We start from the raw sequence: 26,688 nt of genomic DNA, 5'->3' as shown, positions 1-26,688 counted from the left end.
CGCGCCGCCAGAAGCTCAAGGCACGCGCGGGAAGTCCAGCCCCTCCGTCTCCATGACGAAGGTGAAGACGTCGCCCCCCTTACCGCAGCCAAAGCAGTGGTAGTTCTGCCGCTCCTGGGACACGTGGAAGGACGGCGTCTTCTCGTTGTGGAAGGGGCACAGGCCCACGAAGTCCCGCCCGGCGCGGCGCAGCCGCACCCGGTCCCCAACGATGTCCACGATGTCCAGTTTTTCCTTGACGAGCTGCACGTCGTCGTTTGCCATAGCGGAAGGCTCCTTTCGCGAGCGGCTCGAGAGCGGGGGGTTGAGGCGTTCGAGACAGAAAAATTCGGGAGGGCGGACGCCCCCCCGAACTTCAGTCGATATCCCGCCGGCCGTCCGGTTTATTCCATCTCCAAAATCAAGTTCGTGGACGAGGCGGCTTTTGTGAGCGGAAAGCGGAATTTAGAACAGCGGGGCCAGCACCAGGGACACCACGGTCATCAGCTTGATCAGGATGTTCAGGCTGGGGCCGGCCGTGTCCTTGAAGGGGTCGCCCACCGTGTCGCCCACGACGGCCGCGGCGTGGTTCCTGGAGCCCTTGCCGCCGAAGTTGCCCTCCTCGATGTACTTCTTGGCGTTGTCCCAGGCGCCGCCCGCGTTGGACATGAAGATGGCCATCATGACGCCCGTGACGATGGCGCCGCCCAGCAGGCCGCCCAGCGCCTCCTTGCCCAGCAGCCAGCCCACCAGGATGGGCGAGACGATGGCGATGCAGCCGGGGAGGATCATCTGGGTGAGGGCCGCGTGGGTGGAGATGGCCACGCAGTTTTCGTACTCCGGCTTGCCCGTCCCCTCCATGATGCCGGTGATCTCGCGGAACTGACGGCGCACCTCCTCGATCATCGCCTGAGCCGCCTTGCTGACGGCCTCGATGGACAGGGCGCAGAAGATGAAGGGCAGCATACCGCCAGGAACATGCCCACGATGACCTTCGGGTCCATGATGTCGATCTTGCTGATGCCCGCGGCCTGGGAGTAGGCAACGAACAGGGCCAGCGCGGTGAGGGCCGCGGAGCCGATGGCGAGGCCCTTGCCCATGGCGGCGGTGGTGTTGCCGATGGCGTCCAGGTGGTCCGTGATCTCGCGGACCTCTTCGGGCAGGTCGCTCATCTCGGCGATGCCGCCCGCGTTGTCGGAGATGGGGCCGTAGGCGTCCACGCTGAGGGAGATCCCCGTGATGGAGAGCATCCCCACGGCCGCGACGGCCACGCCGAACATGCCGGCCAGCCAGTAGCTGAGCAGCGTGGAGGCGCAGATCAGGAGGACGGGGATGCCCGTGGAGATCATGCCCAGGGAGAGGCCGGAGAGGATCACCGTGGCGGCCCCCGTCTCGGAGGAGGCGGCGACGCCGCGGACGAAGCGGTAGTCCCCCGAGGTGTAGATCTCGGTGACGTAGCCGATCAGGATGCCCGCCAGGATGCCGGAGGTGACGGAGAGGAACACGCTGATGGAGTTCGTGAAGAAGAAGAGGAGGCTGAAGATGAGCGTCCCCAGGATCATCAGGATGCCCGCCGCGAAGGTTCCGGTGCGCAGGGCAAAGGCGGCATCGCCCTGATCGATCCGGTCCATGACCCGCTCCATGCCGGGGAGCAGCCGGATGAAGCTCACGACGATGTCGGAGAAGGGCGCCTTGCGTGAGATCATCATGCAGCCTACGATGGAGGACAGGACGCCCCAGGAGGAAAGGATCAGCGGGAAGCCCACGCCCCACAGGCCCAGCGTGTCGCCGTCCTTCGTGAAGGAAAACGCGAAGCCGATGGCCATGGCGGCGATGATGGCGTTGACGTAGGACTCGAAGAGGTCCGCGCCCATGCCGGCGATGTCGCCCACGTTGTCGCCCACGTTGTCCGCGATGACGGCCGGGTTGCGGGGGTCGTCCTCAGGGATGCCGGCCTCCACCTTGCCCACCAGGTCGGCGCCCACGTCGGCCGCCTTGGTGTAGATGCCGCCGCCCACGCGGGCGAAGAGGGCGATGCTGCTGGCCCCCATGCCGAAGGCCGTCAGGACGTTCACGTCGTTCAGGAAGAGGTAGGCAGCGGCCAGTCCGATCAGGCCCAGGCCCACGACCACCATGCCCACGATGCTGCCACCCGAAAAGGCGACCTCGAGGGCGCCGCCCGCCGCGTTGTCCTTCGAGTTGTCCGACGCGGCATAGGCGGTGCGCCCGTTGGCCTGAGTGGCCACGTGCATTCCGATGTAGCCCGCCCCCGCGCTGCAGAGGGCCCCCAAGACGAAGGCAAAGGCCTGCCCCACACCGAGGAGAATCCCCAGGAGCACCGCGACGACCCCTACGAAGGGAGCCAGCCAGGAGTACTCCTTCTTGAGGAACGCCATCGCTCCCCCGTGAATGATGCCCGAGAGCTCTGAAATCCTGTCGTTTTTGATGGAGCTCTCCGAGAGCTTTTGAAAGACCGTCCAGGCGTAAGCGCCGCCAAGGAGACCAAAGACCAGAGTGATAAACACAAGAACCAGCCACACAGCGAAAAACCTCCCACCTTGATTTTTTGGACGATTCCGGACGCCAACACGAAGGACGGCGCCCCTTCCTCCCGGTGCGTCGGTCCCTTCGCGGCGTCCAAAACTTCCTACTGTAGAAGATTATAGCGTATTCAGAGGGAAATCGAGGGAAAAAATCGATTGACATACTCCCACGAACAATTCCGTGCCCAGGCGCCCAAAAGGCGGGGCGTACTATGGCCTTTCCCGCCGCACTGTCGTAAACCGACGGCCCCGCGGACTCCCCGCGGGGCCGGAAAATGTGTGCGGGCTCTATCCGAATGGGACCGTTCCGCTCCGCATCAGGGGGCCTGCGATCCGGAGACGATCGAGGAATCCACCTTCTGGACGGCCTTCAGGACGTCGGTCGGAACGGGGAGCTCCAGCTCCGCCTCGTCGGCCTGGATCAGGAGATAATCGCCGCCCTGGAGCGTTCCGAAAGCGGGGAGAACGAACAGGGCATGTCGCCGTTCGTCCACTGGGCCGTGTTTTCTGACTGACCAGGGGGTCTTTTTCAATGCGGCGATATCCATGAAAAACAGGACGTTGTGCAGCTGCAGGGGCTCCGTGTGGGTGAACAGAACCGCTCCTCCGCCGCCTTTAAACTCCATTTTCAAATCGGTCCTGCCAAGGGAGCGTCCGTCCAGCATTCCCTGCCGGTCGGGGCGGAACAGGCTCTCCGCCAATCGGGAGAACGCTTCCGGGGCGACGCGGTAGGCGTTGAAATAATAGTTTCGGGTCAGCACATAGATGTTGGCGAATCCCCCGCCATCGGGAAGATCGATGTAGAAGTTTCCGTCCCGCAGGTCCATGAGCTCCCGATAGCGGGGGAGGGAGTCCACGGAGACCGGGGGCGTGATCGAGACGGGGTCCCCGCCCGACAGGGGAAACAGGAAGGGGACGTCTTTGGCGCTGGACTCGGAGACGTAGTCGAGAACGGAGACCAGCTGCGGCACGGCTTGAGAAAAAAACAGTTCGCGGTCGAACGTAAAGTGGATGCCGAGCTTCAGCTTTTCGGAGCCGGACTGGAACGAGGTCCCCTCCGTGGAACAGCGGATAAAATTCGACAACGGCATCGAGCGGAACACGTCGACCAGAATATCTCCGGCCTCCTGAACCTGCTGCTCCCGTGTCGCGGCGCGCGTCACCAGGCTCACGCCGTCCAGCACCGAGCGGCTGGGGTCCTTCTGAAGCAGTCCGGCGAGCAGGTTTTCCTTTCTTATCCAGGCCCGGATGGACACGGTATGGCGCCCCTTCTCCTCCCTTTTGGCCGTGACCTCGTATTTTTCGATGAACGCCCGGCTGAGACGGACGATGTTCTCCTCCGTTTGCCCGTCCTGCGTTCGGGTCAGCCCCTGGGAGAGAAAGCCGATGGCCTGCTGGACGGCGCGCCGGCGCGCGTCGGCCAGGGCCTGCTCCTCCGAAGTCCCCGTCCCCTCCGCGTCCGCGACGATGAACGCGTCCGCCTCCCGCGCGGCGAGCGCGGCGAAGGCGGCGGCGCAGGAGAGCGCCAGCGCGCAGAGTGCGGAGAAAAACCAAGCCAACAGGATTTTTCGTGTCATAACTCCCGCCCTACCTTTCCAGCTCCAGGGAGACCGTGATATCGGAGACGCGCGTCAGCTGGGACTGAGGCAGCCGGAACTCGAAGGGCTGGCGGTGTTCTCGGAAGAAGGCATATCCCCTGCCCGAGGCCGCCCCGAAAAGGGGGGCCGCGATCAGCGAGAGCTGATTCCTGTCCTTCCGCTCCTCGATTCCGGCGAAGAACCACGGGTTTCCCGTCTCGCTCCGCCGGTCGGAGAAGAGGAGCACGTTGGAGAGGTTCAGGGGAACGGGGAGCCGCTCCAGTTCCGATCCCGAGGCGTCGCGCAGGGAAAAGTGCAGCCACGCGCGACGGTGCGTGCGCAGCGTCGCCCTGCCGAAGTCGTTCAGCCGTGCCCCCCGCCTCGCGGCGTCCAGGAAAGCGGCGGGCAGCGTCCAGGCGCGAAACGATAGATTGGGCCCCAACAGGTAGAACACCGCGGCGCTTCGCTCCGAAGGGGTCTTGTACTCCTCAGCGAGCTCCGAGGCCAACCCGGCGGAGTTCGCGACTCTGTCCATGAGGCGGGCCAGAGGCTCGGAGAAATCCCGCTCGAAGCGCGCCTCGTTCAGGGAAAGGGCGACGCCGGCCGTCAGAAGACCCTTGCGGACGTCGAGCGTGCGATCCTCGATGCGGACATCCAGAAAACGCGCCAGATCCAGGGATTGGAAGAAGGTGTGCAGGCCGTCCTGCCCTGCGTCCAGCAGGGGCGTGCTCCTGCGGGCGAGGCCCCCGGAGGTTCCGCCCTTTCGGATCGTGCGGGCGGCCTCGCGCACCGCCTGCGGGTCCACCGTCACCTTTACGATCAGGACGACGCCGTTCTCGTCCTGACCGGACTCCAGAACCTCGTACCGCGTCGCCGTGCCTCGGGAGAACTGCACCAGCCGCTCCTTCAGGCGATCCCCCGCAAGCTCCTCGGCGCCGGACAAAAGCGTCCCCAGGTTCTTGCGGATGGCCTCGTCGAGGGCGTTGGCCACGGCCGCCTCCTTCGTCGCGCCGGAGGCGCGCACCACCGTCTCGAAGAGCCCTTCCGCCGCCGCGGCGCTCCACGCCAGCGCCAGTGTGAGCGCACAGGAAAAAATCGTCTTCTTCATTAGTCGTCACCTTTCAGGGCCAGCCTCCATCGGACCCGCTCTACAGGCTACTCCTTCTTCGACTTGTCCTGGACCTGCACGTTGCGGAACACCAGTTCATTGCCGTTGAAGTAAAAGGTCATGCGGGCGAGGAAGGGGTTCCCGTAGCTGGCGTCCATATGATATAGGAATACGACAGGCGTCTTGATTCCGCCGATAATCTCCCGTTCTCTGGTGCTCGCGTTCCCTATGTATGCATCGTAGTTCCAGTTAAACTCATTGCCGTTATCGTCAAAAAATGAATTTCCATCGACCTTAAGCGTCGTGTCCTGCTGAGGTTCTACGATGAACCTGAAGAAAATATAATTTTTGTTGTCGTCATTGGCACCACGGAACGCGCCCAAAAAGGTTACATGGATACCCCCCTCCAGCTCGCGCTCCATGGCCTCGTCCCCGCCCTTGTCCCCGCCGCCGACCAGAGGGGATGCCATCGCGGCCGCCGCGGTCAGGAGCAGCGCCGCCATCGCCAGGCAAATCGTCTTGCACGCCGTCCTCATCGTCCTTTTCATTTCCAAAAGCCTCCCTGTGATTTGTGAAAAAGGTTTGTGTTCCTTACCGGATTGCCGCGTCAAAAGCAAGGTGCTTTCTATTCTTTCTTCGGCTCGTCCTGGACCTGCACGTTGCGGAACACCAGTTCCTTGCCGTTGAATTCGAATGTCATGCGGGTGAGGAAGGGATTCCCGTAGCTGGCGTCCACAGAATACCGAAATCTAACACGTGTCTTGACATCTCCGATGATCTCTCGTTTGTAGGTGTTCTCATTTCCTATGTATGGAGAGTCGTCGTACGATCTTTTAAATTTGTTGCCCTTATTGTCAAAAATCAAACCTTGAGAAACCTCAAGAATTGAGTCCTGCTGGGGCTCTACGATGAAATCAAAGAAAATACGGTTATCTCTACGGAACGCGCCCAAAAAGGTTACATGGATACCCCCATCCAGCTCGCGCTCCATGGCCTCGTCCCCTCCCTTGTCCCCGCCGCCGACCAGAGGGGACGCCATCGCCGCCGTCGCGGTCAGGAGCAGCGCTGCCATCGCCAGGCAAATCGTCTTGCACACCATCTTCATCGTCGCCTTCATTGCTCAAACCTCCCTAAGGATATTGTGCCCTGTTTTGCACGGCGGGGTACTTAAGGCCCCAGAACCGTTCAATCCTCGATGATTTCCGCTTTCAACGCCTCGACCTCGTCCACGGGCAGCCCGGTCGCCTGGGCGATCTTATCGAGGTCCAACCCCATCCGAATCAGGTTTTGGGCGGTTTCGGCCCTGCCCTTCGCCTCGCCCCTGGCCTCACCCCTGGCCTCACCCTTGGCCTCACCCCTGGCCTCCCGGCTTCTCACATAGTTCTCCCAATCGGACTGCTCCCTCTCCCGTATCAGATAATTTACCCACAGCTCGGGCGTCTTTACGAACGCCTCCTCCATTTTCAGAATTCTCCTGATGTCGGAGTCGTACGCCGCGATCTCGTTCAAAGCCTCGGTCTCTCCCACCGTCCCCATGTACATCAACATCCTCTCCAGTCCTGTCATCCTATCGGGGGATTTTCCCCTCCCAAACTTCCTCATCTTCGGGAGCTCGAGAAAGTGCATCTCAACTCCGTTGCAGTAGCACTTATGGTTCTCCACGTCCAGCATACGCTGAACGGAGTGGTAGGCGTCCGGCTTGTCGGGAAACGCATTGAAGTCCAGCACGGCGATGAATACGACCTCTCCCAGCTTCCCGTAGGGCTCGCCGACGACGATCTGCGAGGTGTAATTCGCGCAGGTGTAGAAGAGGCAGCGTTTGAGGAAATCGTCTTCGTCCCGAATCTGGACCTCGACCTGGAAAAGGCGTCCGTCGGACGTCTTCGCCCTTACGTCGAAGCGCGTTCCCCTTCCCCGAAGGATGGGCGGGTCCGCTTCCCTGTCGAGGTACTCGATGTCGGCGATAACCCTGTCGGAGTCGTCCAGGACGTCGTTCAGGAAGCGTATCAGGTTCGCCTTGTGCTGCCTCGAGGCGAAAATGTACTTGAACAGCCTGTCGTTCAGCCTGTTGAGGCCGTGTTTTTCTTTCGCCGACGCATTGTCCTTCATGGTCTCCGCTCCCCGTGGGTTTCAGATGGCTTTATTATAACGTACCTTCCGTTGCTCTCGGGTCCAAATTACCCTGTCCTGCGGGCATTCTATCTTACGGCGGGAACGCCGGCAAATGCGTCTGATCCGTATTCTCATCAAACGCATTTGTGCTGGAGGCGTTTTCGGGGTAAAGTATTCGCGTGGATGGCAGGGGCCGTCCCAGCGCCGTTTATTGTGAGCATCAGAACAAATCAGAACAAAGGAGTGGTTGATGATGAAGGGAAGCAAGTGGATTTTGTCCGCGGGGTTGTTTTGCGTGGGGCTGGCGGGGCTGCCGTCGCCGGGGGAGGCTGCGGCGACGCTGTCCGCCGACGATTTTCTGCCGATCGTGCAGGCGCCGGAGGAACAGCGCGGCGAGCTGAGCGCCGTCCGGCAGCCGGATGCCGTCAAAACGGAGGCCGACGCCGTTCTGGAGCAACCCGTCACCTCCGCGGCGACGGTGCAGGACGCCATCAACGCCGTCGTCGCCGAGCGCAAGCAGGGGTGCACCATGATCGCCGTTCCCTCCGGCGGCTATGGATTCGTCGCCACGGGCATCGGCACCTACAGAAAGAATATGGATAACATCACGGCGGAACGCATCGCCCAGCGCAACGCCTACGTCGAGGCGTATATGCAGGCCAAGAGCCAGATGGCCTCGCTGCTCGGGGAGATGGCGGTCAAGGGGGTCACGACCTTCGACAGGAAGACGGAGACCCTGGACACGGACAGCAAGGCCCTGCGCAACCAGACCAGGGACCTGAACGAACACCAGAAGGCCGTCGTGTACGGCGTCCTGAAGGGTTACGTGACCTACGAGGTCCACGATGACATCGACAAGGGGATCGTCTACGTGACGCTGGTCAGCACGCCGAGGACGCGCGGGCAGTACGCGCGGCCCGACTCCGACACCCTGATTGCGGCGACCCTCAACGAGGGGCTCAACACGATGCTCTCGGAGATCCAGAACAACCTGGTGCCCCCTGTCGGCGGCCGTATCATCGACGTTCCCACCACGGGCGAGGTTGCCTTTGTGGGGTTCGGCAGCGCCGTCGTTCGTAAAGACAAGGACCCTGCCCTTCAGAAGGACCTGACCCTTTCGGCGGAGAGGACGGCGGAGCTGCGGGCCTCCGACGCGCTCTGCGGCATCATAACGGGGGAGAAGGTCTCCGCGGCGAGCGCTCTTGACGAGAGCACGCAGACGGCGGTCAGGGATTTCGAGACGATCGCGCAGAGGGACCCCACAACCGGCGTCGTCTCCCAGGTGGACGTGGCCAACGCGGAGGGACGCAAAAAGGAATTCCGCAGCAGACAGACGTTCCAGCAGACGATCGAGAGCGCCCGACAGGGCCTCCTGCCTCCGGGGGTACAGCGCCGCACCTGGACGGACAAGGACGAGGCTTTCGCCTGGGGCATTGCCGTCTACGCGCCGTCTTTGACCGATGCCGCTGCCGCGGGTGCCCGTGACATGGAGAACGCTCAGATCGTCCAGCCCGTCCAGCCGAAGCAGGCGCCCCAGCCCGAGAGCTCGGATAAGTTGGAACAGGGCGTCTCCGGAACGGTGAAACAGGAGCTTTAGATGATGAGGGGTTCACGCGGCGCTTTGTTCCTTTGGGCCCTGATCCTGGCGCTTTGGGGCGCTTCGGGGGCCGAGGCCGCTGTGGGCAGGGAAGGGGAGGCTTTGGCATGGCTCCGCTCCCTGACGATCTCGGACGCGGTGAAGAACGAGTTGGGGGACAGGCTGGCCACGATGTCCCCCGAGAAATCCCAGGGGTGGGTTGTCTCCGGGCCTCAGGCCGTTTACGTGTTTGGCCTTGTGCCCGTTCCGCAGGACGACGATCCGGAGCTCCAGGTTTCCCTCGATGCGGAGGCTCAGAACCGCTCGGCCCTCAAGGCGCTGACGCTTCTGGCCCGGCGCATGACCGAGGGGCGGCTGGATCGGAAAAAATTCGAGGACGAGGATGCCGCCGACTACGCTTTGGGAAGCTACTACCAAGAGGCCCTGAAGGGTGGCGTGCAATCCCGGTCGGCGGTGTTCGGAAGGACGGCGTATACGCTGCTCTGGGTCGCGGAACCGATGGCGGGCAGGCTCCTGACGGAGGAGCTGCCGGAGAAGCGCCTCACGGTCAGTTATTGTGAGCGGCTCTACCAGAGAGGGTCGGAACTGATGAAATCCGGAGACTACGAAGGGGCCCTGAGCGTCTTTCACAAAATACACTATCTGGAGTGGGCCAACGTCGGGGCCTACCTCGATGCGGCCGAATGTTTCCTCAGGGTGAAAAAGAACGAAGACGCCGTGCTGCTGGCGCAGGAGCTGCTGAAGACGCTCGAGGCGAAAATGAGTCCGGGGGAGATGGCCCGCGCGGGCAGGATCCTTTTCCGCGGGGGGAGGACGGACGAGGGCTTTGCAGTTTTGGAGAAGGCCTGCGTCATGGCGGGCGTTTTGGCCCCGTAATCCCATGGCCCGCGACTTTAGTCGCGGGCTTTCCCGTCACACTGCCGTAAGAGGCGGCAGGCCGGCAAAAGAAAGGGGGCCGTCCTCACGGACGGCCCCCGCTCATCTGCGCTCTACGCGGCCCGCCTGCGCCCGCGGACAAAGGTCAGGACGAGGAAGACGGCGGCAGCCACCAGGAGGGAGCCGGACAGGAGCGGGCGGAAGCGCACCCACGCCACGGCGATGACGACGAAGGACCAGGCGAGCCCCAGCAGAAGGGACACCAGGCCGATCCCGGCGCCCACGAGGCTCTCCAGGATGGGAAGGACCCCCACCAGGACGGCCAGGGGGCTCAGCACGGTGCGCAGGCCCACGATGACGATGAAGATTCCAAGGACGCGAAGGATCCAGGCCATGGTGTTGTTCTCGCTCTTGGCGTCCTCAAACATCTTCTCCATGCTGACCTTCCCCATGGCCAGACGGCTGAAGGTGTAGCCGTTCGAGGAGACGTACTCCTCAAAGGTGTCGGACATCACCTTCGCGATGATGGAGACGTCCGCGGGGGGCGTGCGCCGGAACGTGACGCGCACGTCGCCGATCCTGGGCGTGCCGGGGTTCTGCCCGATGTAGACCGTGCTGCCCGCCACGTGGACCAGGGCGTCCGCGGAGACGGGAGTTTCGAGATAACGCCTCGCGTAGAGGTCCGATACGTGGATGGCTCCCGCGATGGCCTGCAGGTCCACGCTCTCCGGCGAGAGCGTCATGGCCACGGCCCCGCCGATCCTGTGCACGAGGAAGGGCGGCAGCTTGTAGGCTCCGAAGGAGACGTTCTGCGCGTAGACTTCCTCGTCCTCGAAGTCGGCCAGCGTGTCGTTGGGGCCCATGTCGTTCCTGCTGAGGGGCTGCTCCGTGCTGTACAGAGGGTCGTGGAAGGCCGAGGAGTCAATGGGGCTCGCGACCCACTCCCGGCTGTAGGTGTAGGTGGTGACGGTCTCCTCGCCGCCCCCCAGCTTCTTGCGCGTCTCACTCTTCGAGTGCTCCTCCCACTGATAGTACTCCACCTCGCGCGAGAGGGCGATGGCCGTCGTCGACACGCCAAACGCCGGGTCCGTCAACACGTCCGTCGTGTCCGCCCTGCCCATGGCGTGGACAACCCTGCCCTCCAGCGCCGGGTCCGCCGTGCCGATGTCCGCCACGTCCTGCGTCTGCACCATGGCCTCGCCGATCGCCCCGGCCTGCTTGTAGGTGCGCCCCTCGTTCCACCAGAGCAGCCACGACCCCAAGAAGATCAGGACAAGCCCCACCACAACCCCCTTAAACGCCCCGCCGAGGCGCTCGCCCCAGCTCGTGTTCTTCGTCTCCGTGTACGCCATGCCGCAAAGTCCTCCTTAACCGTTTATTTGGCTTCCAGGACAGCCCCTTGAAATATAGCACAGAAAAATGCGGGGCGAAAGCGTCCGGACCGGCGCAAAGGGGCGGTCTTTGGGATGGTTTTTTTAATCCGCATGCGCCCGCGCCTTTTGAAATTTCCGGCCGGAATGTTAGAATGTGCAGATACGTTCCCGCCCCCCCACACGACGCCGGGAACCTCTGAGAACGCCGCCCCCCTGGGGGCGATATTTTTATATACAATCCGAATATATAAGGAGAGCTGAGAATGGCATTTTTTTATGAGGAGCCGTCGCACACCTTTTCCGAGTACCTTCTGGTCCCCTCCTACTCCTCTGCGGAGTGCATCCCCTCGAACGTGTCCCTGAGGACGCCCCTGTGCCGCTTCCGCAGGGGGGAGGAACCGCCCGTTTCGCTGAACGTTCCCCTGACCTCCGCGGTGATGCAGTCGGTCTCCGACGACCGCATGGCCGTCGCGCTGGCCCGGGAGGGGGGGCTGTCCTTCATCTTCTGCTCACAGCCCATCGAGAGCGAGGCGGAGATGGTGCGGCGTGTCAAGCGCTACAAGGCCGGCTTCGTGGCGAACGATTCCTCCATCGGGCCGGACGAGACGCTGGCCGACATCCTGGCGCTGAAGGACCGGACGGGGCACACCACCGTGGCGGTGACCCACGACGGCAGCCTGACGGGCAGGCTCCTGGGCATCGTCACCAGCCGCGACTACCGCGTCAGCCGCATGGACGCCTCCGCCCCCGTGCGCGACTTCATGACGCCCATCGACAAGATCGTCTTTGCGCGGGACGGCCTGACGCTCAGCGAGGCGAACGACATCCTGTGGGAACACAAGCTGAACGCCCTGCCCGTGGTGGACAACGAGGGCAACATGGTGGCCTTCGTGTTCCGCAAGGACTACGACATGCACAAGGAGAACCCTCTCGAGCTCCTGGACGCCCAGAAGCGCTACGCCGTGGGGGCGGGCATCAACACGCGGGACTACGAGGATCGCGTGCCGGCCCTGGTGGACGCCGGGGCGGATGTGCTGTGCATCGACTCCTCCGAGGGCTTCACGGAGTGGCAGCGCCGGACGCTGGCCTGGATTCGAGGCCGGTACGGGGACGCCGTCAAGGTGGGCGGCGGCAACGTGGTGGACGAGGAGGGCTTTCGCTTCCTGGCCGAGGCCGGAGCGGACTTCGTGAAGGTGGGCATCGGCGGCGGGTCCATCTGCATCACGCGGGAGGCCAAGGGCATCGGGCGCGGTCAGGCCACGGCCGTCATCGAGGTGGCCCGCGCCAGGGACCGGTACTTCGAGGAGACGGGGGTCTACGTGCCCATCTGCTCCGACGGCGGGATCGTGCTGGACTACCACATCACGCTGGCGCTGGCCATGGGCGCGGACTTCTGTATGCTGGGGCGCTACTTCGCCCGCTTCGACGAGAGCCCCACGAACCGCGTGATGGTGAACGGCAACTACGTCAAGGAGTACTGGGGCGAGGGCTCGTCCCGCGCGCGCAACTGGCAGCGCTACGACTCCGGGGACTCGGCGTCCATAAAGCTGTCCTTCGAGGAGGGCGTGGACTCCTACGTGCCCTACGCGGGCACGCTGCGCGAGAACGTGACGGAGACGCTCAGCAAGATCCGCTCCACGTTCTGCAACTGCGGCGCCCTCTCCATGGCGGAGATGCGGCGCAAGGCGAAGCTGACGCTGGTGTCGCCGGTGACGCTGGTGGAGGGCGGCGCCCACGACGTCATCCTCAAGGAAGCCGTCAAGAGGGCGAAGTAGTCCCTGAAGGAGCGCGGGGCTCCGCGGCGTCCGGCCGCGAAGCCCCGTCCCCCCGCCCCTAGAGGCTCCTGGACAGGAAGCTCTCGAACCCGCAGCCCAGGTGGCTGACGTCCCCCAGGAGGCTCAGCTGCGGGCCGTCGCCGTTAAAATCCAGACAGGACACGCCGCAGTTGGGGATTCGGATCCGCCAATAGCTCGTGAGCGGCAGGCCGATATAGTGGCAAATCAGCACCTTCCCCACGGCGTCGTGCGTCGCCAGCAACACGTCGCCCTCGTACTTCCCCAACGCGACGCGCTCCAGCGCCTCCACGGCACGGCGCCCGACGTCGGCCAGCGACTCCCCTCCCGGCCCCGGCATCGTGACCCGCTGCGGATCGGTGCGCCAGAGCCTCAAAAGCTCCCCGTCCCTTCGAGCCACCTCGTCCGTCGTCACGCCCTCCCACGCGCCGTGGTTGATCTCCTGAAAGCCGTCATCGACGACGAAGGCGTCGCAGTCCGCCGCGTCGAAGATCCGCTCCCCCGTCACGCGGGCGCGGGACAGCGGACTGGCGAGGACGGCGGCCAGGGGGTAGCCCCGGAAGCGCTCCGCCACCCGGTCCGCCTGAAGCATCCCCGCCTCGTTCAGGGGGACGTCGAGCTGCCCCTGAAACCGTCCCTCCCGGTTCCACGCCGTCTCACCATGCCGCACGATGAAAAGCCTCATCGCTTCCGTCACCCTTCCCCCGTCTCTCCATTTTTCCGTCCGGCGTCCGGCGTCTGTCCCCCAACGCCCCCTCCAGGGGAGCGCCGTCGTCCCGACGCACAAAATCATAAACAACGCAGGGGCTCGGCACAACGAGGACAAGGGGGGCCGTGTCACCCGTGAACGCCCCCCCTTCACAGCGCCAGGCCCACCGCGCAGAGCGCCAGCAGTCCGGCCATCGCGATGTTGACCGCGAGCCTGTGGTCGGCGAAGATGCGGCGCAGCGCGACGCCGGCGAATATCCACGCCAGATTGCAGACCGGGCCGGTGAAGGGAAGGAAGAGCCCAACGGCGAGGAGCGCCTTGAACGAGCGCGTGTGCGGCAGCACGTAAGCGGAGAGCGCGGTGACGCAGAAGACGATGACCTTCACGTTGGTGAGCTGGATGAGAAGCCCCGTCGTGAAGGTGCAGGACTCCCTGAACTCCCCACGCGAGTCGTCGTCGTTCCTCAACATCTGGAACGCCAGCCACAGGATGTACGCTGCGCCGACGTAGGACAGGACCTTGACGTATCGATGCAGGACCTCACCGAGGAAAAACGTCACGAACACCGCCCCCATGGCGTCCAGGAAGAAGCCCGTGAGGAGCCCGCGCCACTGTCGCAGGGCGCACTCCCGTCCATACTTCAGCGCGGCGGCCAGCGAACAGAGGTTGGCCGGCCCCGGCGTGATGCCCGTGATGAAACAGTAAAAAAGGAAAGACGGAACAAGCGACAAAGGCATTCTGCACACTCCTTCGCGGCGTCTTGAGGGGCTGCACGATCCCGTGAGGTTCAGGCACGAACTGCCCACAGCCGAGCGAAGGGCGCGGACTCCGCGTCCTTCGCTCATGCCGTTTCAGGATATCATAGCGTAATTCTCAATGTCTTAATAAAAAGCCTCAGAGGGCCGTTCTACTTCACTTCGCCCCGTTTCTTCTTCGCGTCGTAGTCCTTCACGACCCGGCGCAGCGTGAGGGAGAGGATGAGCAGCCCCACGAGGTTGGGCAGCGCCATGAGCCCGTTCAGGGTGTCCGAGATGTCCCAGATCTGGTTCAGGAAGACGTTGCCCGCGGAGCCGAACAGCTGCGCGCCGGACGCGCCCAGCAGGATCATGGCGATCCACAGCACCTTCATGACGGGCTTGAACCAGACGCCAAACAGGTAGGTGACGGCCGTCTCCGCGTACCAGTACCAGCCCAGGATCGTGGTGAAGGCGAAGAGCAGGAGGGCGACCGACAGGACGTAGCGGCCCACCCCCATGCCCAGAGCGTTCTCGAAGGCCTGCAGCGTCAGCTGGGAGCCCGTGAGCTCCGGATGCCCCGTCAGCGTACCGGTCGTCATGATGACCAGGGAGGTCATGGTGCAGATCACGATCGTGTCCACGAAGACCTCGAAGATCCCGTAGAAGCCCTGCTGAACGGGGTGTTCCACGTTCGCCGTGGCGTGGACCATGGGGGCGGAGCCCATGCCCGCCTCGTTGGAGAAGACGCCCCGCGCGATCCCCTTCTGGACGGCCTCCTTGACGCACCAGCCGGCCAGCGCTCCGGGCACCGTCTCGCCGGGGTTCTCGAACGCCAGCTTGAAGACGGTGGCGATGGCCTCCGGGATGTGGGCGGCGTTCATCACCAGGACGACGATCGACGTGATGATGTAGAAGACGGCCATGATGGGAACCAGGTACGTCGTGACCATGGAGAGGCTCTTCAGCCCACCGACGATGACCAGCCCCACCAGCGCGGCGATCGCGATGCCGCTGTACAGGTGGTTGACGCCGAAGCCCATCGACAGGCCCTCCGCCGCGGAGTTGGACTGCGTGGCCGCGCCGATGCCGAAGGAGGCCAGGAAGGCGAAGATGGCGAAGATCACCGCCAGCCACTTCTGCCCCGCGCCGTGCTCCAGGATGTACATGGTGCCCCCGCGCCAGTCGCCGTGGGCGTCCTTCTGCCGGAAGTGGACGGCCAGGGTGACCTCGGCGAACTTGGTGCACATGCCGAAGAAGGCGGAGATCAGCATCCAGACGAGCGCGCCGGGGCCACCGAGGTGCAGGGCCGTCGACACGCCGGCGATGTTGCCCGTGCCCACCGTCGCGGCCATGGCCGTCGCCATCGCGGCGAAGGAGGAGATCGACTTGTCGGCCTCGTTGGCGCCCCGCGCGGACGTGAACACCTCCTTCATGGCCGCCACGAAGTAGCGGATCTGCGGAAGCCCCAGCAGGACGGTGAGGTAGATGCCCGTACCCACCAGGAGGATCAGCACGGGGGCACCCCAGACGAACCGGTTGACCACGTCGTTCACCTTCATGATGGCGTCCATCACAGACATGCTAGCAGTGACGTCGGCAGAAATCGGGTTCATGATTCCATCTCCTTTTTCAAAATTGACCGCTGTTTTTGAATATTTAGCCACATCGAAGGCCGAAAAATGCCCCCCTCCTCTCATGGGTTCGGCCTCTTCCCCAAATAAAAATGGCGAAGCGCCCGGCCAGAGGGCGCGTCCTCGCCTTGAACGTTCACGTCCGTGTTCGTGTATCTATCATATCACATTCCTCCCCGTTCAAGCACGAATCTTCCAAAAACATCGCCGCCTCCGCCTTGAGACGTTTCCGGTTTCGGCGTTCGGGTATATAATCAACCTCAAGAGCAAGAGACGAGACTTTCGGTTGATTCGTCCCCGGCGAAGGCGAGTGGCAGGCTCAACGGGCCGCGCGCCGACGCTCAGGCCGGGCGGAACTCCACTCAATATTTCAGGAAGCGACGACGAGCGTCCGCCGGACACCATGCCCTGCGGCGCGGGTCGGCGTCTTCTTTCAGAACACGGCGCGTCAGCGCGCCGAAAGGTCCGCCGCGGCATCGGGCGACCGATTCTTTGGGGGGAAAACATCATGAACGCGTCAAAGGTATTCTTCACGGACATGCACACGACGCCCGACGAGAACCTGCTTCAGAAGCTGAAGCGCCTGATGAGGGCCACAGGGTTCGAGGCCCTGCCCTTCAAGGGCGGCAGGTTCGCCGCGGTGAAGGTGCACTTCGGCGAGCCGGGGAACCTGGCCTTTCTGCGGCCGAACTACGCCCGCGTCGTCTGCGACTACGTCGTTCAGCTGGGCGGTCGGCCCTTCGTGACGGACTGCAACACGCTCTACGTCGGAGGACGCCGAAACGCGCTGGACCACCTGGACAGCGCCTACGCCAACGGCTACAACCCCTTCGCCACAGGCGTCCACACCATCATCGCGGACGGCCTGCGGGGGCTGGACGAGCGGCTGGTCCCCCTCGAGGGCTGCACCTACGTCAAGGAGGCCAAGATAGGCTCGGCCATCATGGACGCGGACGTCATCATCTCCCTCTCCCACTTCAAGGGGCACGAGCTGACGGGCTTCGGCGGAGCGCTGAAGAACCTGGGCATGGGCTGCGGCTCCCGCGCCGGCAAGATGGAGATGCACAGCGCGGGCAAGCCCCACGTGGAGCAGGAGAAGTGCATCTGCTGCGGCCGGTGCGTGCGCATCTGCGCCCACGACGCGCCCCACGTGACGCCGGGCAGGGGCGCCACCATCGACCACGACCGGTGCGTGGGCTGCGGCCGCTGCATCGGAGCCTGCCCCGTGGACGCCGTCGCCCCGGACTACGACGAGGCCTTCGACATCACCAACTGCAAGATGGCGGAGTACACCAAGGCCGTCATCCAGGGACGGCCCCACTTCCACATCAGCCTGGTCGTCGACGTGTCCCCCTTCTGCGACTGCCACGCGGAGAACGACATCCCCATCGTGCCGGACGTAGGCCTGTTCGCCTCCCTCGACCCCGTGGCGCTGGACCGCGCCTGCGCCGACGCGGTGAACCGCCAGCCCGCCGTCGAGGGGAGCCTGCTGGCCAAAAACGGCCACGCCCACCACGACCACTTCACCGACGTGTCGCCCGACACGCACTGGATATCCGCCCTGGAGCACGGCGAAAAGATCGGCATCGGCACGATGAACTACGAGCTGATACAGATCTAAAGTCTAAATCGGCTCCGGCCGTGAAGGGACTTTCCGAAACCATGAACCATGCGAGGGGGGCGTCGCGGGAGCGCCTGATCTTCCACGTGGACGTCAACAGCGCCTTTCTGTCCTGGGAGGCGGCCCGCCGCGTCCGGGAGGGAGGAGCCGACCTGCGCCTCGTCCCCTCCGCCGTGGGGGGAGCCCCGGAGGACCGGACCTGCGTCGTCCTGGCGAAGTCCATCCCCGCGAAGAGGTTCGGCGTCCGGACGGGGGAGCCCGTCGCCATGGCGCTGCGCAAGTGCCCAGGGCTCGTCCTGGCCCCGCCGGACTTCAGGCTTTACGACCGGTGCTCCTGCGCCCTCATGGACGTCTGTCACCAGTTCTCCCCCGCCGTCGAGAGGTTCTCCATCGACGAGTGCTTCCTCGACATGACGGGCACGGGCCTTCTGTACCCGGACCCGCTGGACGCGGCCTACGCCCTGAAGGACCGGATACGGGACGAGCTGGGCTTCACGGTGAACGTCGGCGTCAGCTCCAACAAGTTCCTCGCCAAGGCGGCCAGCGACTTCGAGAAGCCGGACCGCGTCCACGCGCTGTGGCCCGGCGACCTGGAGGACCAGCTGTGGCCCCTCTCCGTGGGAGAGCTCTTCTCCGTGGGACAGGCCACGGCCGCGCGCCTCACGGGCGCGGGGATCCGCACGATCGGCGATCTGGCCCGCGCGGACCCGAAGCGCCTTCAGGCCGTCGTCGGCGCGGGCATGGGGCGCCGCCTCCACCGCTATGCGAACGGCGAGGACGATTCGCCGGTGCTGGCGGACCCCGCGGAGGCGAAGGGATACAGCATCTCCACGACCTTTCGGGAGGACCTGACGGAGATGAGCGCGGCGCGTCTCGTGCTCCTGGACCTGGCCGACTCCGTCACCGCCCGCATGAGGGCCGACGCGAAGCGGGCGGGCGGCGTCTCCGTGACGTTGCGTTCCAGCGACTTCCGCGACCGCTCGCACCAGACGCGCCTGAGCGAACCCACGGACGTGACGGACGAGGTCTGCGAGACCGCCCGCCGCCTCCTGGCGGAGGCGTGGAACGGACGGACGCCCCTGAGGCTCCTGGGGATCGCGCTGACCCACCTGACGAGCGAGGACGCCCTGCAGCTCTCGCTCTTCAGCGACGAGCGCAGGGAGAGGGCGCGCCGCATGGATAAGGCCGTGGACGCGTTGCGCCGGGACCTGGGCTTCGACATCATCCGGCGCGGCGGCGGCGCGGACGTGGGGCGCAAGTATCGGGCACAGCTGGAGAACCGGCGGGAACGCCGTCCCTGACGCCACGTCGATCCTTCAGCACCTCCTCAGCGCGGCGGAGGGGGCGGCTTGACACCGCCTCGCCAAAATGATTAAAATGTTCTATAATTTTTGCGGAAGGTTGAAAACAGCGTTTCCGCCCTGCGCTTCGGGCAGCGGCGGATCGGCGTCCCTCACCCGGCAGAGTCGGACGAAGGGACAAGAGCGACATTCATTTTATGGAGGGATGAGAGATGAGGAAGCTGGCTTTGGTAATGGTCCTGGCGTTGCTCTCCGCCGGCGCAGCGGTCGCCGCGGAGAAGGGCGGTATGCCGGGAGGCGGGACGCTGACCTTCACCACGGGAGGCGCCCAGGGGACGTACTACGGCTTCGGCGGCGTCCTGGCGGGCAAGGTGGGCGAGACCACCAGCACCACGGTCACGGCCATCACGTCCGGCGGCTCCCAGGCCAACGTCGAGGCCATGGACGCGGGGGACGCCCAGCTGGGCTTCGTGCAGACGGACGTCGGCGCCTACGCCTACAACGGCACGCGCCTCTTCGAGAAGCAGGGCAAGGTCGAGGGCTTCTCCACCGTCGCGAACCTCTACATGGAGCAGGTGCAGATCGTCACGCTGAACCCGGACATCAAGACCGTGGCCGACCTGAAGGGGAAGAACGTCTCCGTCGGCGCGGCGGGCAGCGGCGTGTTCTTCAACGCCGTGGACGTGCTGACCGCTTACGGCCTCGACGTCGAAAAGGACATCAAGCCGACGTACCAGTCCTTCGGGGACAGCGTCGACGCGCTGCAGGACGGCAAGATCGACGCCGCGTTCATCGTGGCCGGCGCCCCCACGACGGCCGTCACCTCCCTGGCGGCCACGAAGAAGGTCAGCCTCGTCAGCCTTGACGAGGAGCACGTCGAGGCGCTCCTGAAGGCCTCCCCCTACTACAGCAGGAACGTCATCAAGAAGGACGTCTACAACACGGACGGCGACATCGCCACCGTGGCCGTGGGAGCCGTGGTCATCGCCCGCGACGACGTGTCCGAGGCGGACGTCTACAACTTCCTGTACGGCGTGTTCGAGAACCTGGACGCCATCAAGGCCGCCCACGCGAAGGGCGCGGAGTTGAACCTCGATTTCGCCGCGTCCTACGGCGCCGTGCCCTACCACCCCGGCGCGGTGAAGTACTTTGCGGAGAAGGGGATCACGGTCCAGGGCAAGTAGCCTTCCGGACCGCAACCTGAAAACTGCAGCGGCTGTGGCTGACGGTACGCGCCACAGCCGCTTTTATGGGCCCGGCCCGATCCATTGCCACATCCATTTTAGAAGGGGGATCGTCTCTTATGGACTCCGATAGAAGGGACAGCGCACCGCAGGCCGACGTCGGCACGATACAGGATGTCGAGGCGGTGATGAAGAAGTACGACAGGGAGTCCAACGTCCGCATCTGGGAGGGCGCGCCGAAGCAGGCCGTCCGCCTGCTGACCGCGGCGTTCTCGCTCTACTGCGTCTGGGTGACTCTCTACAGCACGGCCATGCCGGAGATACGGCTGAACGTCTTTCTGGGGCTCATCCTCACCATCGGCTACCTGAACTACCCCATCAAGAAGGGGCTCTCGCGGGTCAATCACTTTCCGTGGTACGACGCGCTCATCCTGCTGGCGGGCATCGTCCCGCTCTTCTACTTCGCGTGGAACGCCAAGAGCATCATCGAGATGGCGCTGCGCGTCACCAACCCCCGGAACCCGGACTACCCGTTCTACACGACCATGGCCGTCCTGGCCGTCCTCTCCACCATGGAGCTCTGCCGCCGCTGCGTGGGCATCCCCATCCTGTGCGTGGTGGGAGGCCTCATGGCCTACGCCTTCAGCACCGTCCGCTTCGGCAAGGTGCTCTACGACCTCTACTACTCCACGGGCGACGGCCTGCGCAGCACGCCGATCGTGGTCTGCGCGCAGTACATCGTCGTGTTCATCCTCTTCGGGGCCTTCCTGGAGCGCACGGGCATCTCCGCGTTCTTCATCGACCTGGCCAACGCCGTGGCGGGGGCCTCCGCCGGAGGACCGGCGAAGGTGGCCGTCATCTCCTCCGCGCTCTGCGGCATGGTGTCCGGCTCCTCCGTGGGCAACACGGTCACGACGGGCTCCGTCACCATCCCCATGATGAAGCGGACGGGCTACAGGTCGGAGTTCGCGGGCGCCGTGGAGGCCGCCGCGTCCACGGGCGGGCAGATCATGCCCCCCATCATGGGCGCGGCGGCGTTCCTGATGGCCGAGTACATGGGCATCCCCTACGCGCAGGTGGCGCTGAAGGCCATCCTGCCCGCGGCGCTGTACTTCGCAGGCATCTACATCGCCGTACACCTCGAGGCCAGGAAGCTGGGCCTGAAGGGCATCCCGCGGGAGGAGCTGCCGCGGCTCCTGTCCCTGCTGCCCAAGGTGTACCTGCTCCTGCCCCTCGTCGTCCTGGTGGTCATGGTGTCCCTCAACCTGAAGACCATGCAGTTCTCCGCGACGGTGGCCATCGGCATCGCCATCCTGGTGGGGATCGTCAACCCGGACGATCGGCTGACCCCGACGAAGTTTCTGGACGCCCTCGAAGCGGGCGGCAAGGGCACCATCACCGTGGCCGTGGCCTGCGCCATGGCGGGCCTCGTGGCGGGCTGCATCACCTCCACGGGCCTGGCCTCCCGGCTCATCACCATGGTGGTCAGCATATCGGGCGGGCACACCTTCATCGCGCTGGTCCTCACCATGGTCTGCTGCATCATCCTGGGCATGGGCGTTCCCACCACGGCCAACTACTGCATCATGGCGGCCACCTGCGCCCCCATCCTGATGTCCCCTGAGATCGGCATCCCCAAGATATGCGCCCACTTCTTCGTCTTCTACTTCGGCATCGTCGCGGACATCACGCCCCCCGTCGCGCTGGCGGCCTACGCGGGCTCGGCCATCGCCAAGGCGCCCCCCATGAGGACGGCCGTCAACGCCACCAAGCTGGCCATCGCGGCCTTCATCGTGCCCTACATCTTCGCCTTCAGCCCCTCCATGCTCTTCGAGGACCTCCATCCCCTCCTCCAGATCGCGGGCGCGGGGGCGTTCCTCAACCACGCCCTGACCTTCGCCGAGGTGGCCGTCATCTGCGTCACCGCGCTCCTCGGCATCTTCGGCGTGGCCGCGGCCCTGAACGGCTACCTGTTCCGCCCGCTCAACCCGGCCTTCCGGGTCCTCATGGCCGCAGGGGGGCTCTCCATGATGGTCCCCGGCACGACGTCGGACGCCGTCGGCCTGGCGGTCCTGAGCGCCGTGTGCGCGATCCAGTGGAGCCGAAGCCGGGGGCGTGCCGCAGCCTAGTCTTGCCCCACGCCGTCCGGCGGCGTAGAGAGTGGTACAATTCAGGCGAGGCCCCGGAGGCCTCGCCTGAATTGTACCGGAACGCGCCGGGCTGAAGAGGCGAAAGCCCGATGCGCCGGGAGCATGGAACGGTGGAAGGAGTGTCGGCGATGGGTCCCTTTGCGCTGGAGCCCGTGTGCAAGGATTACCTTTGGGGGGGGACGCGGCTGAGGGACGAGTGGGGGCTGGGGGGCGGGATGCCCCGCGTGGCCGAGAGCTGGTCCCTCTCGGCACACCCGGACGGGGACGGCAGGATATTGAACGGCCCCTGCGCCGGGATGACCCTGTCCTCGGCCCTGCGGCGCCTTCCGCAGCTCGCGCCGCAGGACGCGCCCCTCCCCCTGATGGTGAAGCTCATCGACGCGGCCCTGCCCCTCTCCATTCAGGTCCACCCGGACGACGCCTACGCCGCGCAGCACCACGGGGAAGAGAGGGGCAAGACCGAGATGTGGTACGTCCTGGACCGGACGCCGGGGGCCTTCGTCTACCTGGGCTTTCGGCACAGGGTGTCTCGCAGAGAGGCCGGGCTCCGCGCCCGCGACGGGACCCTGCCGGAGGTCCTCAGACGGGTCGAGGTCCGGCCCGGAGAGGCCCTCTTCATTCCGTCGGGGACCGTCCACGCCATCGGGGGCGGCATCCTGCTGGCGGAAGTGCAGCAGAGCTCAAACCTCACCTACCGCCTCTTCGACTACGGGCGCCTCGGCGCCGACGGCAGGCCGCGCCCCCTCCACGTGGAGAGGGCCCTGGACGTCGCGCGCCTGGCCCCCGCCGACCCCACGCCTCCGGGCGCCCTCCCCTGGCAGGCCCTCACGGGCGGGCAGCTTCGCGTCCTGGCGAACTGCCCGGCGTTCCGGAGCGGGGTCCTGAAACTCGAGGGCGCCTGCACGATCCCAGCTCAGAGGCGTTTCCTCTCCCTCCTGTGCCTGGCGGGGGAAGCGGCGCTGTCGGGGGAAGGGGCTTCCCTTGCCATGAGCAGGGGGACCAGCCTCCTGATCCCGGCCGGGGGGGGCGCCTGCCGCCTCGAGGGAGACGCCAAACTCCTCCTCACGTCGACGGGCGGAGGCGGGTCTGACAACTTCGCATTCACAATTGGCGGCATTAATGTATAATAGTCTAGCATCAATCTTTTGGACGCTTAAGAGGCGCTCTGCGTCTCGACGGGCCCGCCTGCTGAGACAAGGGGCATCTTAAAAAAGAACCGCGTCAGGCCACCCGCGGGGTGGCGGCAACAAGGGGTTGCACAGCTTCGAGGGAGGAAACGACATGCGGCTGCAAAAAAGGCTTTTTGCGATGGTCATGGGTATCCAGCTCCTCTTCATCCTCCTCATGAGCATCACGACGAATTACAGGACCATGCAGGCCTTTACCTCCATAGAGCAGCGTTTCTTCACCCTGCAGATGTCGGGCGCGCAGAAAGCCGTCAACAACGAGTCTCATGCCCTTCAGAACTCGATCTCCGACTGGGGCGCGTGGGACCGCATGTACGCCTTCATGGAGACGAAGGACGTCACGCGCTTCGAGGAGCTTCTGAACGGCAGCATTCTGCGGGCCCTGAACATCGACTTCATCGCCGTGCTGGACACGGACCTGAAGCCCATCGTCGCCTATCGGGTGGACGACATCGGAAACGAGCTTCCCCTCGACGACGAGATGCTGGACACCCTCCACCGATCGGCGGAGAAGATGCGCGCCGCCCAGAACATCGACGCCATGACGCCGGACGTCTTCGGCCCCGAAGAACCCGCCTCCCCAGGCCCGGACCTCCTGAAGCTGGGGGACGACATCTTTCTGTTCAAGAGCGCTCAGATTCTGACCACGGAGTGGAACGGGCCGACGCGCGGCATGGTGGTGGCGGGCCGAAACTTCAACCGGGTCCTGGAGGACGTCTCATCCTCCCTGGGGGCGCCCTGCCAGTTCCTTCCCGTCTCCTTCGACGTCGCCAGCTCCAACTCGGCGGCGTGCGTCAGCGAGGACCGGGCCCTCGTCATCATCACGCGTGAGGATAACACGGCCTTCGTTCAGCAGCCGGGGCGCCCCATCCTGGGGACGGACACGCCCTACGCCCTGGCCTTCGTCATGCCCCGCGACATCTACGCCGAGGGGCAGAGGTCCATGTACAACTCCTACGTGTGGCTCTTCTACAGCGGCATCAGCCTCGCCGTCCTGATGGTCTACTTCCTGTCCCGGGTCATCCTGAGACGGCTGAACATCATGCGGGGCGTCTTCACCCGCATCATCCACGAGGTCAACTTCGACCTGCGCTTCACGGCCACCCGCCAGGACGAGATCGGCGACTTCGCGGTGTCCGTCAACGTGCTGCTGGACACCCTGGAGCACGTCATCATGCAGATCCCCGACGCGCTGATCATCAACGACGCCTCGGGACGGGTGGTGTTCCTGAACCTCGAGGCACGGAGGCTTTTGAACCGGATGAACTTCTCCCGTGAGACGGACACGATCTTCGTCAAGGACATCCTGAGCCGAACGGAGAGCAAGGTGCTGGGGCCCACGAGCGACCAGTTCGTCTACGAGGGGGTGTTCCGCCGGGAGGACGGCTCCACCGTCCCCGTCGAACTCCACAAGAACACGCTGTCCCTGGGGCCGCAGAGGGTGGTCCTCTACCTGGCGCGGGACCTGACGGAGCGGCACAACCTGGCCGCCCGCATCGACTGGAACGACCACCACGACGCCTACACGGGCCTGCCGAACCGCAAGTCCTTCGTCGATACGCTGAACGGGCTGCTGAAGGCGGACAATACCATCTTTGGCAAGAGCGGCACACGGCCGGCTCCGGAGCCCCTCACGCTGGTGGTCATCAACATGGACCACTTCAAGAGCATCAACGCCGAGGTCACCAACACGGGAGGGGACATCCTCCTCGCCGTCATCGCCGAGCGCATCAAGAACGCGCTGGAGGAGCGCGGCGCCCTCTTCCGCACCAGCGGCGACGAGTTCTCCATCCTCTTCACGAAGGACGAGGACGGAAAGATGATCTCCCAGGAGGAGCTGATAGCCCTCCTGGGCAAGATCCGGGATGACATTTCCCTGCCTTGTCAGATGGGCGAGAGGATGGTGCATCCCTCCGCCAGCATGGGCGTCCTGTTCGACGCGCTGAGCTACGAGAACTCCTCCCTCATCATCGAAAAGGCCACCACGGCGCTGAAGGCCTCCAAGAGCGCCGGCCTGGGCCTCATCACGATCTACAAGGAGAAGGAGGACGGCGGCGAGGTGGACGCCTCCTTCGCCGCGAACATCCTGCGGATGCGCTACGAGATCCAGGAGGGCATCGAGCAGGAGCAGTTCATCCCCTACTTCCAACCCGTCTACGACATCAAGGAGCGGCGGCTCAGCGGGTTCGAGACCCTGGTGCGTTGGCAGCACCCGACCCGCGGCTTCCTCACCCCCTACCACTTCGTGCCCTACGCGGAGCGCATCGGCGTCATCGGCGAGATCGACCAGCACATGATGCAGTGCGCCATGAAGGCCATCGCGGACTCCCCGGCCCCCTACTACTTCTCCGCGAACGGCTCCTCGAACCTGATGCAGAAAACTGACGCCGCGGACCTGATCTGCCAGATGCTGGACAGGGCCAAGATCGACTCCTCCCGCTTCGTGACGGAGGTGACGGAGAGCGTCCTCATCGACAACCTGTCGGGCGTGCAAAAGGCCCTGGAAAAGCTGGGGACGCGGAACGTCAGGATTTTCCTGGACGACTTCGGCACGGGCTACTCCTCCCTCGAATATCTCCATGCCCTGCCCTTCAACTGCATCAAGCTGGACCAGTCCTTCGTCCGACGCGTCTTCGACTCCGAGCAGGACGCCAAGATGCTGCGAGCCATCATCAACCTGGCCAACGTGCTGGAGATGGACACCATCGCGGAGGGCGTCGAGACGGAGGAGCAGCTCGTGTGGCTGGGAGAGGCCGGGTGTCGAAAGGCACAGGGCTACTTCTTCGCCAAGCCCCTCCCATGGTCGGAGGCCGACGTGCTCATCAAGAGGGAGTACGCGCGGCTTCGGACGGACGAGGCCGCAGCCGGAGGAAAGAGCGCAGGGTAAAGAGCGAAGGACGGCTGCCTTCTCGCCAACGTCCTCCTCTTCTTTAGCGCCTTTTGGACTACAGCGAATCGGAATCTTTTAAAGGGGCGGTGCTGCGTCATGAAACGCGTTCTGTGTTTGTGTCTGTGCCTGGCTGTCCTTTGCCCCGGCGTCTTCCCTGCGTCCCGAGCCTGCGCAAAGGACGGACGGGTGACGATCCTGACCATCAACCACCTGCTGGGTCAGCTCCTTCCCGTCGTGGAGAAGGTCAATCGGGACACCCTGTTCCGAGGCGGGCTGGCCAAGGCGGCCACCGTGATCCAGCAGATCCGAAAGAAGGACCC

20 protein-coding genes and 1 pseudogene are annotated in these 26,688 nt (G+C 64.6%); 10 read left to right on the top strand and 11 right to left on the bottom strand.

The window, feature by feature from the left end:
- Positions 1 to 15: 15 nt before the first annotated feature.
- From SY1_RS07790 to SY1_RS07760, 7 genes and pseudogenes are all read right to left on the bottom strand, one after another.
- The gene (locus SY1_RS07790) at positions 16 to 264 is read right to left on the bottom strand and encodes a CHC2 zinc finger domain-containing protein (protein WP_015556701.1); all 249 of its coding nucleotides are present in this window, start codon (positions 262 to 264) and stop codon (positions 16 to 18) included.
- A gap of 180 nt (positions 265 to 444) precedes the next feature.
- Positions 445 to 2,513: pseudogene (locus SY1_RS07785) on the bottom strand (sodium-translocating pyrophosphatase).
- A gap of 326 nt (positions 2,514 to 2,839) precedes the next feature.
- Positions 2,840 to 4,099, bottom strand: coding sequence for a hypothetical protein (locus SY1_RS07780; protein ID WP_015556699.1), 1,260 nt, complete (start codon positions 4,097 to 4,099; stop codon positions 2,840 to 2,842).
- A 10-nt stretch (positions 4,100 to 4,109) separates the two neighbouring features.
- Positions 4,110 to 5,207 carry a hypothetical protein gene (locus SY1_RS07775; protein WP_015556698.1) on the bottom strand — a complete coding sequence of 366 codons (1,098 nt, stop codon included), beginning with the start codon at positions 5,205 to 5,207 and terminating at the stop codon, positions 4,110 to 4,112.
- Positions 5,208 to 5,254: 47 nt separating this feature from the next.
- Positions 5,255 to 5,755: a hypothetical protein gene (locus SY1_RS07770; RefSeq protein WP_015556697.1), complete on the bottom strand. Its 501-nt coding sequence runs from the start codon at positions 5,753 to 5,755 to the stop codon at positions 5,255 to 5,257.
- Between the two features lie 77 nt (positions 5,756 to 5,832).
- Complete coding sequence (locus SY1_RS07765) at positions 5,833 to 6,324, bottom strand: hypothetical protein (RefSeq protein ID WP_015556696.1); 492 nt, start codon at positions 6,322 to 6,324, stop codon at positions 5,833 to 5,835.
- A 68-nt stretch (positions 6,325 to 6,392) separates the two neighbouring features.
- Positions 6,393 to 7,316, bottom strand: a complete 924-nt coding sequence (locus SY1_RS07760) for an Rpn family recombination-promoting nuclease/putative transposase (protein WP_015556695.1) — start codon at positions 7,314 to 7,316, stop codon at positions 6,393 to 6,395.
- Positions 7,317 to 7,572: 256 nt separating this feature from the next.
- Between SY1_RS07760 and SY1_RS07755 the strand changes: the two genes are divergently transcribed.
- Positions 7,573 to 8,916 (top strand): hypothetical protein, encoded by a 1,344-nt coding sequence (locus SY1_RS07755; RefSeq protein ID WP_015556694.1) that lies wholly within the window; start codon positions 7,573 to 7,575, stop codon positions 8,914 to 8,916.
- A complete protein-coding gene (locus SY1_RS07750; protein WP_208873331.1) occupies positions 8,917 to 9,792 on the top strand; it encodes a hypothetical protein in 876 nt (291 codons plus the stop codon). It abuts the gene before it with no gap.
- A gap of 113 nt (positions 9,793 to 9,905) precedes the next feature.
- On the opposite strand, the gene SY1_RS07745 is transcribed toward SY1_RS07750, so the two are convergent.
- Positions 9,906 to 11,144: a TMEM43 family protein gene (locus SY1_RS07745; RefSeq protein WP_015556693.1), complete on the bottom strand. Its 1,239-nt coding sequence runs from the start codon at positions 11,142 to 11,144 to the stop codon at positions 9,906 to 9,908.
- Positions 11,145 to 11,428: 284 nt separating this feature from the next.
- Between SY1_RS07745 and SY1_RS07740 the strand changes: the two genes are divergently transcribed.
- Positions 11,429 to 12,940 carry an IMP dehydrogenase gene (locus SY1_RS07740; protein WP_015556692.1) on the top strand — a complete coding sequence of 504 codons (1,512 nt, stop codon included), beginning with the start codon at positions 11,429 to 11,431 and terminating at the stop codon, positions 12,938 to 12,940.
- A gap of 58 nt (positions 12,941 to 12,998) precedes the next feature.
- On the opposite strand, the gene SY1_RS07735 is transcribed toward SY1_RS07740, so the two are convergent.
- From SY1_RS07735 to SY1_RS07725, 3 genes are all read right to left on the bottom strand, one after another.
- Positions 12,999 to 13,643, bottom strand: coding sequence for a histidine phosphatase family protein (locus tag SY1_RS07735; RefSeq protein WP_015556691.1), 645 nt, complete (start codon positions 13,641 to 13,643; stop codon positions 12,999 to 13,001).
- Positions 13,644 to 13,816: 173 nt separating this feature from the next.
- Positions 13,817 to 14,404 (bottom strand): LysE family transporter, encoded by a 588-nt coding sequence (locus tag SY1_RS07730; protein ID WP_208873329.1) that lies wholly within the window; start codon positions 14,402 to 14,404, stop codon positions 13,817 to 13,819.
- Between the two features lie 170 nt (positions 14,405 to 14,574).
- Positions 14,575 to 15,975 (bottom strand): alanine/glycine:cation symporter family protein, encoded by a 1,401-nt coding sequence (locus SY1_RS07725; RefSeq protein WP_015556690.1) that lies wholly within the window; start codon positions 15,973 to 15,975, stop codon positions 14,575 to 14,577.
- A gap of 568 nt (positions 15,976 to 16,543) precedes the next feature.
- Between SY1_RS07725 and SY1_RS07720 the strand changes: the two genes are divergently transcribed.
- The 7 genes from SY1_RS07720 to SY1_RS07690 form a co-directional block, all read left to right on the top strand.
- Positions 16,544 to 17,656, top strand: coding sequence for a DUF362 domain-containing protein (locus SY1_RS07720; protein ID WP_015556689.1), 1,113 nt, complete (start codon positions 16,544 to 16,546; stop codon positions 17,654 to 17,656).
- Positions 17,657 to 17,697: 41 nt separating this feature from the next.
- A complete protein-coding gene (locus tag SY1_RS07715) occupies positions 17,698 to 18,957 on the top strand; it encodes a DNA polymerase Y family protein (protein ID WP_015556688.1) in 1,260 nt (419 codons plus the stop codon).
- A gap of 212 nt (positions 18,958 to 19,169) precedes the next feature.
- Positions 19,170 to 20,141 carry a TAXI family TRAP transporter solute-binding subunit gene (locus SY1_RS07710; RefSeq protein ID WP_208873327.1) on the top strand — a complete coding sequence of 324 codons (972 nt, stop codon included), beginning with the start codon at positions 19,170 to 19,172 and terminating at the stop codon, positions 20,139 to 20,141.
- A gap of 119 nt (positions 20,142 to 20,260) precedes the next feature.
- Entirely contained in the window at positions 20,261 to 22,270 is a 2,010-nt protein-coding gene (locus SY1_RS07705; protein ID WP_015556686.1) for a TRAP transporter permease, read from the top strand.
- A 149-nt stretch (positions 22,271 to 22,419) separates the two neighbouring features.
- A complete protein-coding gene (locus SY1_RS07700; protein ID WP_208873325.1) occupies positions 22,420 to 23,418 on the top strand; it encodes a type I phosphomannose isomerase catalytic subunit in 999 nt (332 codons plus the stop codon).
- Positions 23,419 to 23,572: 154 nt separating this feature from the next.
- Positions 23,573 to 26,365: a bifunctional diguanylate cyclase/phosphodiesterase gene (locus SY1_RS07695; protein WP_208873324.1), complete on the top strand. Its 2,793-nt coding sequence runs from the start codon at positions 23,573 to 23,575 to the stop codon at positions 26,363 to 26,365.
- 99 nt (positions 26,366 to 26,464) lie between these two features.
- The coding region (locus SY1_RS07690) for a hypothetical protein (protein ID WP_208873323.1) at positions 26,465 to 26,688 on the top strand (224 nt) is incomplete at its 3' end.

Source organism: Fretibacterium fastidiosum (assembly GCF_000210715.1).
GTDB lineage: Bacteria > Synergistota > Synergistia > Synergistales > Aminobacteriaceae > Fretibacterium > Fretibacterium fastidiosum.
This window is presented reverse-complemented; position numbering and strand designations above follow the sequence as displayed.